Raw genomic sequence first — 14,433 nt, forward strand, 5'->3', positions numbered from 1 at the left:
TAAAAATAATAAAAATTACAAAGTTTTAGTTATGAGACTAAATGATGTTCGTCCGCAAAAAGGCTCAAAGAAACGCCGCCGCCGTGTAGGTAGGGGTATTTCCGCAGGTCAAGGCGCTAGTGCTGGTTTAGGTATGCGAGGTCAAAAGTCTCGCTCTGGTAGTAGCACAAGACCCGGTTTTGAAGGAGGTCAGCAGCCATTATACCGCCGGGTGCCAAAATTGAAGGGCTTTCCTCTAGTTAATCGCAAAAATTACACTACGATTAATGTAGAAAAGCTAGCCTCCCTTCCCGCTGATACAGAGGTAACACTGACCTCATTAAAACAAGCAGGTATCATCACTGCTGACCGAGGACCTTTGAAAATTCTGGGGGATGGGGAATTAAATGTTCCGCTCAAGGTTCAAGCGGCAGCTTTTACTGTTACAGCTCGTAGCAAAATTGAAGCAGCTGGTGGAAGTTGTGAAGTTTTAGCGTGAGCAATCTTGCACACCTAAAAGTTAGCCTTTGCGCCAGCGAGCCTAGACTACATCAAGGTAGCCCTCTATGAACAATCGCGATCAAGCCCCAACGGCTCAAGAAACTTTTATGCAAATGGCTCAAGCAGCTGGGCTAAGAGGTCGGCTGCTTGTTACCATCGGTATCTTATTTTTGATACGTATGGGTATACATATACCTATACCAGGAATCAATCGGGATCAGTTTAGAGAGGCAGTTAGCGGTAATAATCAGATTTTAAGCTTCTTGGATATCTTCTCCGGAGGCGGACTTTCTGCTTTGGGCGTTTTCGCTTTAGGCATTTTGCCTTACATTAATGCCTCAATTATTATCCAATTGCTCACTGCTGCTATCCCAGCTTTAGAAAATTTACAGAAAAATGAAGGCGAAGCGGGACGGAGAAGGATTTCTCAAATTACCCGCTATGTGGCTTTGGGTTGGGGCGTTGTTCAGAGTACCTTTCTCGCCGCATTTTGGCTCAAACCTTTTGCTCTCAATTATGGACCTTTTTTCGTCGCCCAAACTGCGATCGCTCTTGTGGCTGGTTCAATGTTTGTCATGTGGGCTTCTGAGGTGATTACAGAGCGAGGTGTTGGTAATGGAGCATCTTTGTTGATTTTTGTCAACATTGTAGCGACACTACCCAAAGCCCTGGGCGATACCATTAACTTTGCTCAAACTGGGGGTCGGGAAACAGTTGGTCGCGTGGTTGTGCTACTGCTACTTTTCCTCGCCACAATCGTTGGTATTGTGTTTGTGCAAGAAGGAATGCGCCGCATCCCAATTATTTCCGCCCGCCGTCAAGTTGGTCGGCGAGTTTTGGCAGAGCAACGGAGCTATTTACCCCTGCGGCTAAATCAAGGTGGTGTAATGCCCATCATTTTCGCCACGGCAGTTTTGACTCTACCACTGTTGGTGGAAAACTTTGTCAAGAACCCAGAATACTCAAAAATTGTTAACACTTATCTCGTTCCAGGTCGCTCTGGCTCTTGGGTTTATGCTCTGGTTGAACTCATCTCCATTGTTTTCTTTAGCTACTTCTACTCTTCGTTAATTCTTAACCCGGTAGATGTGGCACAAAACTTGAAAAAAATGGGTTCGTCTATTCCTGGTATTCGTCCAGGTAAGGCAACTAGTGAGTATATTGAGCGCGTGACGAATCGGTTAACTTTTTTGGGTGCGATCTTTTTGGGGTTGATTGCTATTATCCCTACCGCTGTGGAAAGTGCTTTGAATGTACCAACCTTTAAGGGTTTAGGTGCTACCTCTTTGCTGATCTTGGTGGGTGTGGCAATTGATACAGCTAGACAAGTTCAAACGTACATTATTTCTCAGCGTTATGAAGGGATGGTGAAACAATAGTGACGCGATTAATCTTCTTGGGACCTCCAGGGGCTGGTAAAGGAACTCAAGCTAAAACTTTAGCTGATAGCTGGAATATTCCTCATATTTCTACAGGTGACATATTGCGCAAAGCCATGAAGGAGCAAACCTTATTGGGGATCAAAGCTCAAGGTTATGTAGATAGTGGTGAGTTAGTTCCTGACGAACTTGTGCAAGCAATGGTGCAGGAACGTCTTCATGACAGTGACACCGGATCAGGTTGGATTCTTGATGGCTTTCCCCGCACTGTTAATCAAGCACTTTTTTTAGAGGAATTGCTCTCAACTATCAGTCAGCATGGCGAAAAGGCTGTCAACTTGGAAGTACCCGATGATGTGGTTGTTGGGCGATTGCTGGAAAGAGGGCGAAAAGATGATACTGAAGAGGTAATTCGTCGGCGCTTGGAAGTTTATCGGTCAGAAACTGAACCCTTGATTGATTATTACCATGCTCGTCAGCGACTCGTGAGAGTTAATGGCAATCAGTCCCCAGAAGAAGTCACTGCTGAACTTAAAAAGATCATCTCTTAATTAGGGGGTAGGGAAGCAGTCCAAGTCAAAAGTCACTCGTCAAAATAAAGATCATTTCTTCTTTTTACTTAGTTCTTTTTACTTGTCTTCTCCTCCCACTCCCTTAACAGATGCAGATGAAGTTTCAATTAAGATATATTAATATCTGTTGATATATTCGGCAAAATGTGTTCTCTTGCAGTTTATAGCTAATTATAACTGAGTTGGAGATTGTTGAGTTGAGGAAAAAACAAATTGTCTAAGCAAGACTTAATTGAAATGGAAGGCACGGTGACTGAATCCCTGCCCAATGCGATGTTTCGCGTTGACCTAGATAATGGCTTTAATGTTTTGGCACACATTTCTGGCAAGATTCGCCGTAATTATATCAAGATTTTACCCGGCGATCGCGTCAAAGTCGAGTTAACTCCCTATGACCTGACCAAAGGTAGAATTACCTATCGATTGCGGAAAAAATAAGCCAATGTAAAAAAATATACCATATTCCCGGTATTTTGGTTTTTGGCTACTGCAAATTCCCAAAATAATTGAACAAATTCCACAAAAATGTTATAATTTAATATTTGGAGTCAAAAAAAATTATGAAAGTCAGAGCTTCGGTCAAGAAAATCTGTGAAAAGTGTAACGTAATCCGTCGTAAGGGTCGCGTGATGGTAATTTGTGTAAACCCCAAACACAAGCAACGTCAAGGGTAGAAGGGAAATCAGTTTTACAGATAACTGATTGCCGCTACTGATAACTAAATCTTAGAAATTGAGGAGACAACTGTGGCACGTATTGCCGGTGTGGACCTTCCCCGCGATAAAAGGGTAGAAATAGGTCTAACTTATATTTACGGAATTGGTTTATCACGCTCAAAAGAAATTATCGCCGCTACTGGTGTAAATGCCGATACCAGAGTAAAAGATCTCAGTGATGCTGAAGTCACAGCATTGCGAGGCGAAATAGAAACTAATTACCAAGTAGAAGGCGACTTAAGACGTTTAGAAGGATTAAACATCAAACGTTTAATCGAAATCGGTACTTACCGAGGACGGCGTCATCGCATGGGCTTACCAGTAAGAGGACAAAGAACTCGCACTAACGCCAGAACTCGAAGAGGTAGAAGGCAGACAGTGGCAGGTAAGAAGAAAGCACCAGGTAAGTAAATAACTGACAACGCTTAACTTTAAATTAACTACATCAATATGGCGCGACAACCAACTAAAAAAGCAGGCAGCAAAAAACAAAAGCGGAACGTACCAAACGGAGTTGCTTACATCCAATCTACTTTCAACAATAGCATTGTCACAATCGCCGATCAAAATGGAGATGTGATTTCTTGGGCAAGTGCAGGTTCAAGTGGCTTTAAAGGAGCAAAGAAAGGAACTCCCTTTGCAGCGCAAACAGCAGCAGAAAGCGCAGCACGTCGGGCGATTGATTCCGGAATGCGTCAAATTGAAGTAATGGTAAGTGGTCCTGGTGCAGGACGAGAAACCGCAATTCGAGCATTACAAGGGGCAGGACTGGAAATTACACTAATTCGGGACATTACCCCCATTCCTCACAATGGTTGCCGTCCGCCCAAACGCCGTCGAGTATAAACCAATCTCCTTGAACGAGAATAGTGTCCCCATCCTCCAACAAAAAAGTACCTCCCTTAGGGAGGACTAATCAAAGGAGGAAAACCCAACACAATATACCGTTGCTAAATCACAGAGCCATAAGTCTAAATACTACGATTCCAAATAGTTTAGTTTGATAGACCTTGTCACTCTTGTGAGCAACAAAAAAGTATAGGCAATTCATTTGCCTGCTTCTTGCAGGACTTTAAAACAAGGGAGGCTACTCCGTGGCGCAGTTTCAGATTGAATGTGTAGAGTCCAATACTGAAGAAAATAGAGGACAGTATAGTAAATTTGTTTTAGAACCGCTAGAGCGCGGTCAAGGAACAACAGTAGGTAACGCCCTGAGACGGGTTTTACTGGCTAATCTAGAGGGAACAGCGGTTACCGCAGTGCGCATCGCAGGCGTTACACACGAATTTGCCACAGTTCCTGGTGTGCGAGAAGACGTACTGGAAATTCTCATGCGAATGAAGGAAGTCGTTCTCAAAAGTTACTCGCCTCAACCTCAGATTGGTCGTTTGCTGGTGACAGGTCCCACAGTAGTCACTGTAGCAAACTTTGATTTGCCTAGTGAAATAGAAGTTATCGACCAAACCCAATATGTAGCTACCATCGCTGAAGGTGGAAAGCTAGAAATGGAATTTCGGATCGAAAAAGGTAAAGGGTATCGTACTGTAGAGCGAGGTAGAGAGGAAGCTACATCCCTAGATTTTCTCCAAATCGACTCTGTTTTTATGCCTGTGCGTAAAGTCAACTACAGTGTTGAAGAAGCTCGTGGAGAAGGCGGGATACCAAGAGATAGACTGCTGTTAGAAGTATGGACAAATGGTAGTCTTAGCCCTCAAGAAGCACTATCCTCTGCTGCGGGAATTTTGGTGGATCTGTTTAACCCGTTGAAAGATATTGATATCAAACAACAGGATACAGACTCTGATATCCCAGATGATCCTACTGCGCAAATTCCCATCGAAGAGTTACAACTTTCTGTGCGTGCTTATAACTGTCTCAAACGCGCACAAGTGAACTCGGTTGCCGACTTATTGGATTATACCCAAGAAGACCTGTTGGAAATTAAAAACTTTGGTCAGAAGTCAGCAGAAGAAGTAGTGGAAGCATTACAGCGACGATTGGGTATTACTTTGCCGCAGGAAAGATCTTCTAAACACACCTAAAAAGTAAAAAGTAAAAAGTAAAAAGAAATTTATTTGCACTTTGAACTTTTTACTTCTAAAAATAAATACTGTCAATCATAGTAGATTATTATGCGTCACCGTAATGCAATTAAAAAACTCAGCAAACCAGCTGACCAAAGGCGGGCTTTGTTGAGAGCATTAACTACAGAAGTAATTCGTCATGGTCGGATTACCACAACTTTAGTCCGTGCTAAGGTTGTTAGATCAGAAGTAGACAAAATGATTACCCTAGCCAAAGACGGCTCCTTAGCAGCTCGTCGTCAAGCTTTGGGCTATATCTACGACAAAGAATTGGTACGTGCTTTGTTTGAACAGGTTCCCACTCGCTATGGGAATCGTAACGGGGGTTATACCCGCATCATTCATACAGTGCCTCGACGCGGTGATAACGCTTCTATGGCAATCATTGAACTAGTCTAAATGTTAGACCTCCAGCCTACACAGACAGTAAGAGTCGCCCTAGTAATTCAATACCTGGGCACTCATTTTCATGGCTGGCAACGACAACCCCAACAGCGCACAGTTCAAGAAGAGATTGAAAATGCTCTCTCACAAGTACTCGGTCATCATGTAACATTACATGGTGCAGGAAGAACCGATTCCGGTGTTCATGCCGCCGCACAAGTGGCTCATTTTGAAGCCACAAGCATGATTCCGGCACATAAGTGGGCAACAATTCTTAACAAATATCTACCTAAAGATATACTAATTCGAGCTTCGGCAAGGGTAAGTAACAATTGGCACGCACGTTTTAGCGCTGTGTATCGGCGATATCGCTACACGCTCTATACTGAAGAACAACCAAATTTGTTTGTTAAACCCTTCAGTTGGCATTATTACTATACACCCTTAGATGAAACTCTAATTCAGTCGGCTCTAAAACCGCTGATTGGACAACATCACTTAGCAGCTTTTCACCGCTCCAACTCAGGACGGGAACATTCTTGGGTAGATGTACAAGCAGCAGAGTGCGATCGCACCGGACCATTTATCCATATTGAAATTCAAGCAAATGGATTTTTATACGGGATGGTACGGCTAATCGTGGGGATGCTAGTACAAGTAGGTTCTGGACAACTTTCTGTTTCCAACTTCACCGACATTTGGACTCGTCAACGTCGCCAATTCGTAAAACATTCCGCCCCTGCCCACGGCTTATGCTTGTTGCGCGTAGGCTATCCTGATTTTCCCATACCAAAAGAAGTTTGGTATGACACCCAACCCAAATTTTTTGTAAACAAATGACCACAAACAAAACATATCTCCCACCAGTAGCTCAACTTGAGCATGAGTGGTACGTAGTAGATGCAGCAGATCAACGATTAGGTCGCTTAGCAAGTGCGATCGCCATGATTCTACGCGGTAAAAATAAGCCACAGTATACCCCCCATATGGATACAGGCGACTTTGTAATTGTCGTTAACGCTGAAAAAGTCGCAGTTACTGGGAAAAAGCGCACGCAAAAAATTTACCGTCGTCACTCCGGTCGTCCCGGTGGAATGAAAACAGAAACCTTTGCTAAACTGCAAGATCGTATACCAGAAAGAATTATTGAACACGCTGTCAAAGGTATGCTACCAAAAAATAGCTTGGGACGACAGTTGTTCACAAAATTGAAAGTATACGCAGGTCCAACTCATCCCCATGCAGCACAACAGCCTAAAGAGTTAAAAATCCAGACAATTCCAGGAGAAGAGTAATGCAAGCAGTAGATACCACCGGCGGACGTGCCATGTACTGGGGTACAGGTCGTCGTAAGGCAGCGATCGCCAGAGTACGCTTAGTTCCAGGTAGTGGACAGTTAATTGTCAATGGTAGACCAGGAGATAATTACTTCGGTTATAATGCCAACTACCTCTCAGTTGCTAAAGCACCTTTAGAAACTTTGGGTTTGGAAAGCGAATATGACATTCTAGTAAAAGCCATCGGCGGCGGCTTAACCGGACAATCAGATGCAATTCGTTTGGGAGTCGCTCGCGCTCTATGCCAACTCGATCCAGAAAATCGCTCTCCTTTGAAAAGCGAAGGATACCTCACCCGCGATCCACGGGCAAAAGAACGCAAAAAATACGGTTTGCACAAAGCTCGCAAAGCTCCTCAGTACTCCAAGCGGTAATAGAAGGAGCAGGAGTCTGTCTCCTGTCTCCTGTTGTCAAGTTATAATATATATAGATTCACCACGGAAGGAAAAATGGCAAAATCTGAAATTCATCCCAAGTGGTATCCAGAAGCTAAGGTTTACTGCAACGGTCAAGTTGTCATGACCGTCGGTTCTACTAAGCCAGAACTGCACGTAGATGTTTGGTCTGGAAACCACCCGTTTTACACTGGTACGCAAAAAATTATTGATACTGAAGGTCGCGTGGAACGCTTCATGCGGAAGTACGGTATGTTTGAAGGTCAAACTACTGGCGGAAGAAAGAAAAAGTAGCGGGCTTAAAGTAGCTTTTAAGACGACCCTGTACGTACTGGGTCGATTTTTGTATTTAATGCTCTTTGCCTTCGCTATTTTTTAAGGAACTTACCAGTCATGGCTGAAACATATCTGTTGGAGAAACTTAAATCCGTTGAACAAACTTTTAATGAATTAACTCGTCGCCTTGCCGATCCTGATACGGCAAAAAACCCTACTGAGTATCAACAAATTGCCAAGAGTCGTTCTTCCTTTGAAGAGGTAGTAAATGCCTACGACAGATGGAAAGCTGCTCAGTCCGAATTGGTAGGGGCGCGTCAGGTACTCAAAGAAGCTCAAGGTGATCCAGAACTGCAAGAAATGGCAGCGCTGGAAGTAGACGAACTAAATCAAGAAATAGAACAATTAGAAATTCGCCTCAAGGTATTACTGCTACCTCGCGATCCCAACGATGATAAAAACATCATGTTGGAAATTCGTGCAGGTACTGGTGGTGATGAGGCTAGTATCTGGGCGGGTGATTTAGTACGAATGTACTCACGGTATGCGGAAACTCAGCATTGGCGAGTCAAGCTAGTGAGTGAGTCTCTAGCGGAAATGGGTGGCTTTAAAGAAGCTGTTCTAGAAATTCAGGGTGAAAGCGTTTATAGTAAGCTGAAATTTGAAGCCGGAGTGCATCGTGTACAGCGTGTGCCATTAACAGAAGCTGGCGGACGGGTTCACACCTCTACAGCAACTGTGGCAATTATGCCAGAAGTAGATGAGGTGGAAATCCATATCGATCCTAAAGATATTGAAATGAGTACGGCTCGTTCTGGCGGTGCGGGTGGACAAAACGTCAACAAGGTGGAAACAGCGGCTGACTTGTATCACAAACCTACGGGAATTCGGATTTTCTGTACCGAAGAGCGTAGCCAGTTACAAAACAAAGAACGGGCAATGCAAATCCTGCGGGCAAAGCTGTATGAAATGAAGTTACGCGAACAACAAGAAGCTGTAACGAGTATGCGGCGCAGTCAAGTCGGAACCGGATCGCGTTCGGAAAAAATCCGCACTTATAACTATAAAGATAACCGCGTTACCGACCACCGTCTCAACGAAAACTACGCGCTCAACCCAGTTTTGGAAGGCGACTTAGAGTCAATCATTCAATCTTGCATCTCCCTAGATCAACAAGAACGCCTAGCCGAACTCGCCGCTAGTGCAAGCAATTAAGCGCTCTCATACATCCAACAAAACCGCTTGTCGCGCTGTTACATTTAACACACACAAGCGGTATTCTAATTCCCCATTTATTGCATCTTCTACCTCACAGAAATAGGGATAATACGCAAACTCATACTTCATGATGTGACTTAATTCCTGCCAATCCTTCAGTGTTACACAGCAATAAATTAACCGATAAACTTCCCTTTGCCAACGAGCAAAAATTCGGTAGCTGAAAAAACCACTACACACACCACCTTTTTCATCCCAGAACGAAATACATATTTGATGTTTCAATTTGTGGATCTTCTTGATATCCTTAACATTAAGACCAATTGCTAAGAGTGCTTCTTTCGCCTCGGCGTTAGAAATCTGCCACAATTCTGGTTGAATTTTGTTCGCGGAGATCAAGCTTTGACCTTTGCGGCGATATTTATTGATTTTGCGTGTCTTACGAACCATAATGAAAGTCTATGTGTTACAAGCAGAAATGCTCAAAATCTTAGTCGCGCCGTTGCCTCAAGATTAAAAGCTTGATTGCAGTATTGCAATGTAAATTGTAGAATACCAGTTAAAATAGAACTTGTCAATAGAAAAGTAAAATTTTAGATAAAGCTCAATAAACTTGTAACAGCAGTTGAGTAACTACAGGCGCAGTGAACATCGAAAGCAGAGAAAAACTGGTTGAAATTATTAAACTGGCTCGTGGTTCAATGAGCCAGAGAGCATTTGGCAAGCTTTTGGGCGTTTCTTCGACTGCAGTTCAGTTATGGGAAAAGGGTGTGAATGTGCCAGACACAGAACATTTGGCGCAGATAGCATCAAGAGCAGGCTACAGACTAGAAGAGTTGCTCCACTGCTTGGAGGGTAAACCATTACCAGAAACTTCAGACTTGAGCCTGATTCTCAGACAAATCAAGTATATGCCTCTCAACCAAGTGGCGCAGATTGCTCAAGCAGCGGCGGAGCGATTTGCTGCTGTAGCTGACTCTATAGGAGATGAGGCAAAGGCAAGTTAACAGTAAAATTTTTGATAGCGATCGCAACAACACGAAAGCAGTGGAATTAGAGGCAAGAAAGAAACTGATTGAAGTCGTAAAAATGGCTCGTGGCTCTATGAGTCAGCGAGGTTTTGGCAAGCTTCTGGGCGTATCAGCTACTGCTGTACAGCTGTGGGAGAAGGGAGAGTCGATTCCAGATACGCAAAATTTGGCTAACATAGCAGCTAGAGCAGGCTATACGATGGAGGAACTGCTTAACTACCTCGGTGTTAAGCCAATGCCAGAATCCTCAGATGTGAACCAGATGGTGAAGCACATCAAGTCTATGCCACTTAATGAAGTGGCAATAATTGGTAGAGCTGTTATGGATAGATTGGCGGCAGCTGTTGAGCTGTCTGGGGATGAAGCAAAAGCAAGTTAAATATTTGTTAGGAATTGAATGATTGCTTATATAATGACAAGTAAACTTGTAAGTAAAGTGAATTTGCTACTAAGCAGTGAAGATCGAAAGCAGACAAAAACTGATTGAAATTATCAAACTAGCCCGTGGTTCGATGAGTCAGCGAGCCAATGGCTGTGCTTTTGGGCGTTTCTGCTACTGCTGTTCAGATGTGGGAAAAGGGCGTGAAGGTTCCAGATACGGAAAATTTAGCTCAAATCGCAGCACGAGCAGGCTATACACTTGAGGAGTTACTCTGCTGCTTGGAAGGTAAGCCAGTACCAGAAACTTCAGATCTAAGTTTGATTCTCAGACAAATCAATCATTTGCCGATAAGCCAAGTGGCTCAGATAGTTCAAGCAGGGGCAGCTAGATTGGCTGCGGCAGCTGAGTTATTAGGGGATGAGGCAAAGGCAAGTTAAGATGGCGATCGCAATAACATGACAGCTGTGGAAGAAATGAACCGCTGAGGCACTGAGGGCGCACAGGAGGAAGAAGGAGAGGCGAGCGCGTCTTGTCTTGTTTGAGCTAATACACGTCTTGTCTAACTTGTCAATGCTTAAGTTCTATCTACGTATTTTTTCGGCTTGTTGTCAATGATTGTTAAGATGAGCTGATCGCACTCAAACTTCTGACAAAATATGTGTGACAATATACTTGGTTTATGGTAGCAAAAATTTCGTGACCAAGGAAAAGCTTGCTCAGAGCAGAGTCCACACTGGTGTGGAGCTTTGGGAACCGTGAGCAGTGTAGTTGGGCAGTTGGATGGACAGTGGGCGATCGCTCCAGATAGTGCTTTGGTTGTGATTGTTTTTTGTTATAATTGGTGAGCAGCTAATTAGTTCGTAGTAAGGGCTGTCTTCCCTTTCATTCTGCCACCTCAATGCTCACTAGCTCAGTATTTTTCCGCTCAACCGGGTTTGTGTGCGTATCTTGCTAAAGTCGGCGGCGGGGAATTATACTTTAGATGTCGCAATTTGTTAAACGCCAACGTGGATATACTGGCAGGACGCTACGAAATCACAAAGCAATTGGGTGGAGGCGGTTTTGCGATTACCTTTCTAGCAAGGGATCTCCTGCAGCCCAGCAAGCCACCATGTGTAGTTAAACAACTACGTCCCAACCATACTAATCCCCGCGTTGTTGAGTTGTTTGAAAAAGAAGCTGCTATTCTGGAAAGGTTAGGTAAGCATCCCCAGATTCCTCAGTTATTGGCACATTTTAACGAGAACCAGAATCTTTACATTGTTCAAGAGTTTATCGAAGGACAAGATTTGAGTAAAGAAATTGTGCCTGGTAAAAAATTGAGTGAAGGATATGTTACTAAGCTTTTGCAGGAAGTTTTGGAAATCTTATGCTTTGTACATCAGCATGGGGTAATTCATCGCGACATAAAACCCCAAAATCTCATGCGCCGACGTCAGGATGGTAAGATTTTTTTGATAGACTTTGGGGCGGTAAAGGAACTTGCTTCTTTAATGGTAAATGCTCAAGGTCAACTAATTTCTAGTATAGTCATTGGCACTCCTGGCTATATGCCTAATGAGCAAAAGAATGGCAAACCTTGTTTGGTTAGTGATTTGTATGCCTTAGGTACGACTGCTATTAGCGCCCTAACTGGCATTTTACCCTTTGATATACAAGAAGATCCTCTAACGGGAGAATTGATTTGGCGAAACCAAGCACAAGTAAGCGATCATTTAGCTGATGTGTTAACGAAAATGGTACGCCGCCACCACACATTACGTTACCTTTCAACGGCAGAAGCACTCGAAGCCCTCATACCACCGCCACCACCGCAACAAGTTCCGCCACCAACACAACCTACTAATTTTTCGCGGCGCTCTTTGATTCAAACTATTAGTTTGTTCGCGGCAGGTATTGCAGCAGCAGTTGTGAGTCCGAAAATTTTTCAACTTTTTCAACCTAATTCTGGTAAAAAACCTGTTTCGCCAATCTCCTCACCAACTTCCTCAGCTGGTGAAGAATCTGTTTCGCCAACCTCCTCACCAACTTCCTCAGGCTCAACTCCAGTATCTCCCTCAAAAACGACAAACACAGGTAAATTAGCCCTACAAACTCTCTCATTTGAAGTAGTGACAGTAGATGAACGAGGAAACATTACTAACCGCCGCCCCAGTCGAGCAAAATTCTTTACAGAAGATTTGGGTAACGGCGTCACCTTGGAGATGGTAGAAATTCCTGGTGGTAAGTTTATCATGGGTTCACCCGAAGGCGAGAAGTCGCTTTTTCAAATGAAGGTCCACAGCACACTGTTACGATTCAACCTTTCTTCATGGGCAGATATACTGTAACCCAGGAGCAGTATCAGGCAGTCATGGGTAATAATCCCTCTCGTTTCAAAGGAGCAAAAAAACCAGTTGAAAATGTAAGTTGGGAGCAAGCTAAGGAATTTTGTGCTATAATATCTCAGAGTAGTGGAAAAACCTATCGGTTGCCAAGTGAAGCTGAGTGGGAATATGCTTGTCGAGCAGGAACAACTACCCCATTTCATTTTGGTTCAACTATCACCACTGCCATAGTTAACTATGATGGGAACTATCCTTATGTTTCTGCACCAAAAGGTGAGTACCGTCAACAAACAACAAATGTAGGCATTTTTCCTCCCAATGCATTTGGTTTATATGATATACATGGTAATGTATGGGAGTGGTGTGAAGATACCTGGCACGATAACTACAATGGAGCGCCTACAGATGGCAGTGCTTGGGTGAGTGAGAATAATCAAAAAATGCTGCGTGGCGGCTCGTGGGTCAGCCATGCGATCAACTGCCGCTCCGCGTATCGCGGCTGGGGCGTGCGCGACCATCGGAACGACAATGTCGGGTTTCGGGTTGTCTTGTCCGCGTCGTCTTAGTACCCTCTACACTTTAACCCTTTACCCTTTTTCTTTTTTTCTTTACCGTCTCGCGCTCTGCGCGAAAAAAAAATTCACTTTTTTAGGATACCTTGAACCTCACGAATTAGTCAAGAGGCAATTGAAAATTTTCGGCTTTCTACTTCTGTTAACTAGGCTCAGCCTAAAAATGTATAGCCGTGGCTGCTGCCTCAACAATACACACACTAGCAATGTAGCCTAGATGAAAAATTTTCACCACCAAACCTTAAAAAGGAGTCTTACATAATTGCCTTCTACTTTGATGTTAACATAAACTTTTGAAATAACCACCTCTCAATTGCGATCGCAACTGGTGTGGATGCGATCGTAACTAGTAAGGATGCGATCACAACTAGTGCGAATCCGATCGCAACTAGTGAAGATGCGATCGCAACTAGTACTTTGTCAATGTTCCTTTAATAGGTTCGTAGTAAGCGCTTAAGCGCTTATTACAAACTATACCAACCCCCCCCTCAAATTCTGGTTGACAGTCTACTAGTGCGGAGGCGATCGTAAATGGTGAAGATGCGATCGCCAATGGAGAAGATGCGATCGTAAATGGTGCAGATGCGATCGTAAATGGTGCAGATGCGATCGCAAATGGTGAAGATGCGATCGTAACTGTTCAGGTGTTGCTGATGGGAACGAATTACGTTTCTGCACAGATTTTTAATTTGTTCAAATTCTGGAGAGACGCTCCGGTGGGGCGTCTTTACAAAATCGTGATTTTTTCAAGAATTCAATTGAAAATTGCGGTAATTATAGACACTAAGACGAATTTTAGATTAAAAATAAAATAGCAAAATTTTTAATTATTCAGAACGCATCACGCCTGCAATTTACTAATTTCACGGCTATTTCATAATATGCGCGTTCTCCATGTACTCAAGTAGATGGCAGAGTAGCCCTCGTCCGTTAAAACCGATGCTGATTATTTTTAGTCCGTTTTAACGGACTTGAGCTATCAGCCTTGCACAAAGCGTGCAAGGATAAAAATTGCGTCAGAATCAATAACCCTGCTCATACCATAAATTAAAAGAACAAAATTTGTGAAAACCGACAACATATTCTATCGCCTATTTCAAGAATTCCCTAGTATCTTCTTTGAACTAATCGGAGAACAACCTGAATCAGCAAATGCTTATAAATTCTCTTCAGTAGAAATTAAGCAAACATCCTTCAGAATTGGGTTCTCCCGGCTTTTTGGTGTAAACTGTATATGTAGATACTTTTTACTCACTTTTGTTGTCTTATGGACTTTCATC

General features: G+C 43.4%; 19 protein-coding genes and 2 pseudogenes. 19 read left to right on the forward strand and 2 right to left on the reverse strand.

Features of this window, described 5'->3' with window-relative positions; all coding sequences use genetic code 11:
* Window positions 1-31 precede the first annotated feature (31 nt).
* From rplO to prfA, 14 genes are all read left to right on the forward strand, one after another.
* On the forward strand, window positions 32-478 hold the full coding sequence (rplO, locus tag ICL16_RS10425; protein ID WP_190827071.1) for a 50S ribosomal protein L15: 447 nt from the start codon (window positions 32-34) through the stop codon (window positions 476-478).
* 67 nt (window positions 479-545) lie between these two features.
* The gene (gene secY, locus ICL16_RS10430) at window positions 546-1,859 is read left to right on the forward strand and encodes a preprotein translocase subunit SecY (protein ID WP_190827073.1); all 1,314 of its coding nucleotides are present in this window, start codon (window positions 546-548) and stop codon (window positions 1,857-1,859) included.
* Entirely contained in the window at window positions 1,859-2,410 is a 552-nt protein-coding gene (locus ICL16_RS10435) for an adenylate kinase (protein WP_190827075.1), read from the forward strand. Before secY ends, ICL16_RS10435 begins: the two co-directional genes overlap by 1 nt.
* A gap of 234 nt (window positions 2,411-2,644) precedes the next feature.
* Complete coding sequence (gene infA / locus ICL16_RS10440) at window positions 2,645-2,869, forward strand: translation initiation factor IF-1 (RefSeq protein WP_006276978.1); 225 nt, start codon at window positions 2,645-2,647, stop codon at window positions 2,867-2,869.
* A gap of 122 nt (window positions 2,870-2,991) precedes the next feature.
* Window positions 2,992-3,105: a 50S ribosomal protein L36 gene (gene rpmJ, locus ICL16_RS10445; protein ID WP_190827077.1), complete on the forward strand. Its 114-nt coding sequence runs from the start codon at window positions 2,992-2,994 to the stop codon at window positions 3,103-3,105.
* Window positions 3,106-3,177: 72 nt separating this feature from the next.
* Window positions 3,178-3,558, forward strand: a complete 381-nt coding sequence (rpsM, locus tag ICL16_RS10450; protein WP_190827080.1) for a 30S ribosomal protein S13 — start codon at window positions 3,178-3,180, stop codon at window positions 3,556-3,558.
* 39 nt (window positions 3,559-3,597) lie between these two features.
* Complete coding sequence (rpsK, locus tag ICL16_RS10455; protein WP_190827083.1) at window positions 3,598-3,993, forward strand: 30S ribosomal protein S11; 396 nt, start codon at window positions 3,598-3,600, stop codon at window positions 3,991-3,993.
* A gap of 248 nt (window positions 3,994-4,241) precedes the next feature.
* A complete protein-coding gene (locus ICL16_RS10460) occupies window positions 4,242-5,189 on the forward strand; it encodes a DNA-directed RNA polymerase subunit alpha (protein ID WP_190827085.1) in 948 nt (315 codons plus the stop codon).
* 90 nt (window positions 5,190-5,279) lie between these two features.
* A complete protein-coding gene (gene rplQ / locus ICL16_RS10465) occupies window positions 5,280-5,630 on the forward strand; it encodes a 50S ribosomal protein L17 (protein WP_190827088.1) in 351 nt (116 codons plus the stop codon).
* On the forward strand, window positions 5,631-6,455 hold the full coding sequence (truA, locus tag ICL16_RS10470; RefSeq protein ID WP_190827089.1) for a tRNA pseudouridine(38-40) synthase TruA: 825 nt from the start codon (window positions 5,631-5,633) through the stop codon (window positions 6,453-6,455).
* Window positions 6,452-6,910, forward strand: a complete 459-nt coding sequence (gene rplM / locus ICL16_RS10475; protein ID WP_190827092.1) for a 50S ribosomal protein L13 — start codon at window positions 6,452-6,454, stop codon at window positions 6,908-6,910. The genes truA and rplM overlap by 4 nt, the downstream gene beginning before the upstream one ends.
* Window positions 6,910-7,326, forward strand: coding sequence for a 30S ribosomal protein S9 (gene rpsI, locus ICL16_RS10480; protein ID WP_190827094.1), 417 nt, complete (start codon window positions 6,910-6,912; stop codon window positions 7,324-7,326). The genes rplM and rpsI overlap by 1 nt, the downstream gene beginning before the upstream one ends.
* Before the next feature lie 75 nt (window positions 7,327-7,401).
* On the forward strand, window positions 7,402-7,641 hold the full coding sequence (gene rpmE / locus ICL16_RS10485) for a 50S ribosomal protein L31 (RefSeq protein ID WP_190827096.1): 240 nt from the start codon (window positions 7,402-7,404) through the stop codon (window positions 7,639-7,641).
* A 99-nt stretch (window positions 7,642-7,740) separates the two neighbouring features.
* A complete protein-coding gene (prfA, locus tag ICL16_RS10490; protein WP_190827099.1) occupies window positions 7,741-8,838 on the forward strand; it encodes a peptide chain release factor 1 in 1,098 nt (365 codons plus the stop codon).
* Window positions 8,839-8,844: 6 nt separating this feature from the next.
* Here the strand turns inward: prfA and ICL16_RS10495 are convergent, their stop codons facing one another.
* Window positions 8,845-9,291 (reverse strand): hypothetical protein, encoded by a 447-nt coding sequence (locus tag ICL16_RS10495; RefSeq protein WP_190827101.1) that lies wholly within the window; start codon window positions 9,289-9,291, stop codon window positions 8,845-8,847.
* A gap of 194 nt (window positions 9,292-9,485) precedes the next feature.
* Here ICL16_RS10495 and ICL16_RS10500 point away from each other — a divergent pair, with 194 nt between their 5' ends.
* From ICL16_RS10500 to ICL16_RS10515, 4 genes and pseudogenes are all read left to right on the forward strand, one after another.
* Window positions 9,486-9,848, forward strand: coding sequence for a helix-turn-helix domain-containing protein (locus ICL16_RS10500; protein ID WP_190827103.1), 363 nt, complete (start codon window positions 9,486-9,488; stop codon window positions 9,846-9,848).
* 40 nt (window positions 9,849-9,888) lie between these two features.
* The gene (locus tag ICL16_RS10505) at window positions 9,889-10,251 is read left to right on the forward strand and encodes a helix-turn-helix domain-containing protein (RefSeq protein WP_190827138.1); all 363 of its coding nucleotides are present in this window, start codon (window positions 9,889-9,891) and stop codon (window positions 10,249-10,251) included.
* A 76-nt stretch (window positions 10,252-10,327) separates the two neighbouring features.
* Window positions 10,328-10,691: pseudogene (locus ICL16_RS10510) on the forward strand (helix-turn-helix domain-containing protein).
* A gap of 570 nt (window positions 10,692-11,261) precedes the next feature.
* Window positions 11,262-13,147: pseudogene (locus ICL16_RS10515) on the forward strand (SUMF1/EgtB/PvdO family nonheme iron enzyme).
* A gap of 516 nt (window positions 13,148-13,663) precedes the next feature.
* On the opposite strand, the gene ICL16_RS10520 reads toward ICL16_RS10515, so the two are convergent.
* The gene (locus ICL16_RS10520; protein ID WP_190827105.1) at window positions 13,664-13,831 is read right to left on the reverse strand and encodes a hypothetical protein; all 168 of its coding nucleotides are present in this window, start codon (window positions 13,829-13,831) and stop codon (window positions 13,664-13,666) included.
* Between the two features lie 386 nt (window positions 13,832-14,217).
* On the opposite strand from ICL16_RS10520, the gene ICL16_RS10525 reads away from it, so the two are divergent.
* Window positions 14,218-14,433 (forward strand): DUF2887 domain-containing protein (locus tag ICL16_RS10525; RefSeq protein WP_190827107.1); only part of this gene is annotated, 216 nt, incomplete at its 3' end.

This window comes from Iningainema tapete BLCC-T55, assembly GCF_014698965.1.
Classification (GTDB): domain Bacteria; phylum Cyanobacteriota; class Cyanobacteriia; order Cyanobacteriales; family Nostocaceae; genus Iningainema; species Iningainema tapete.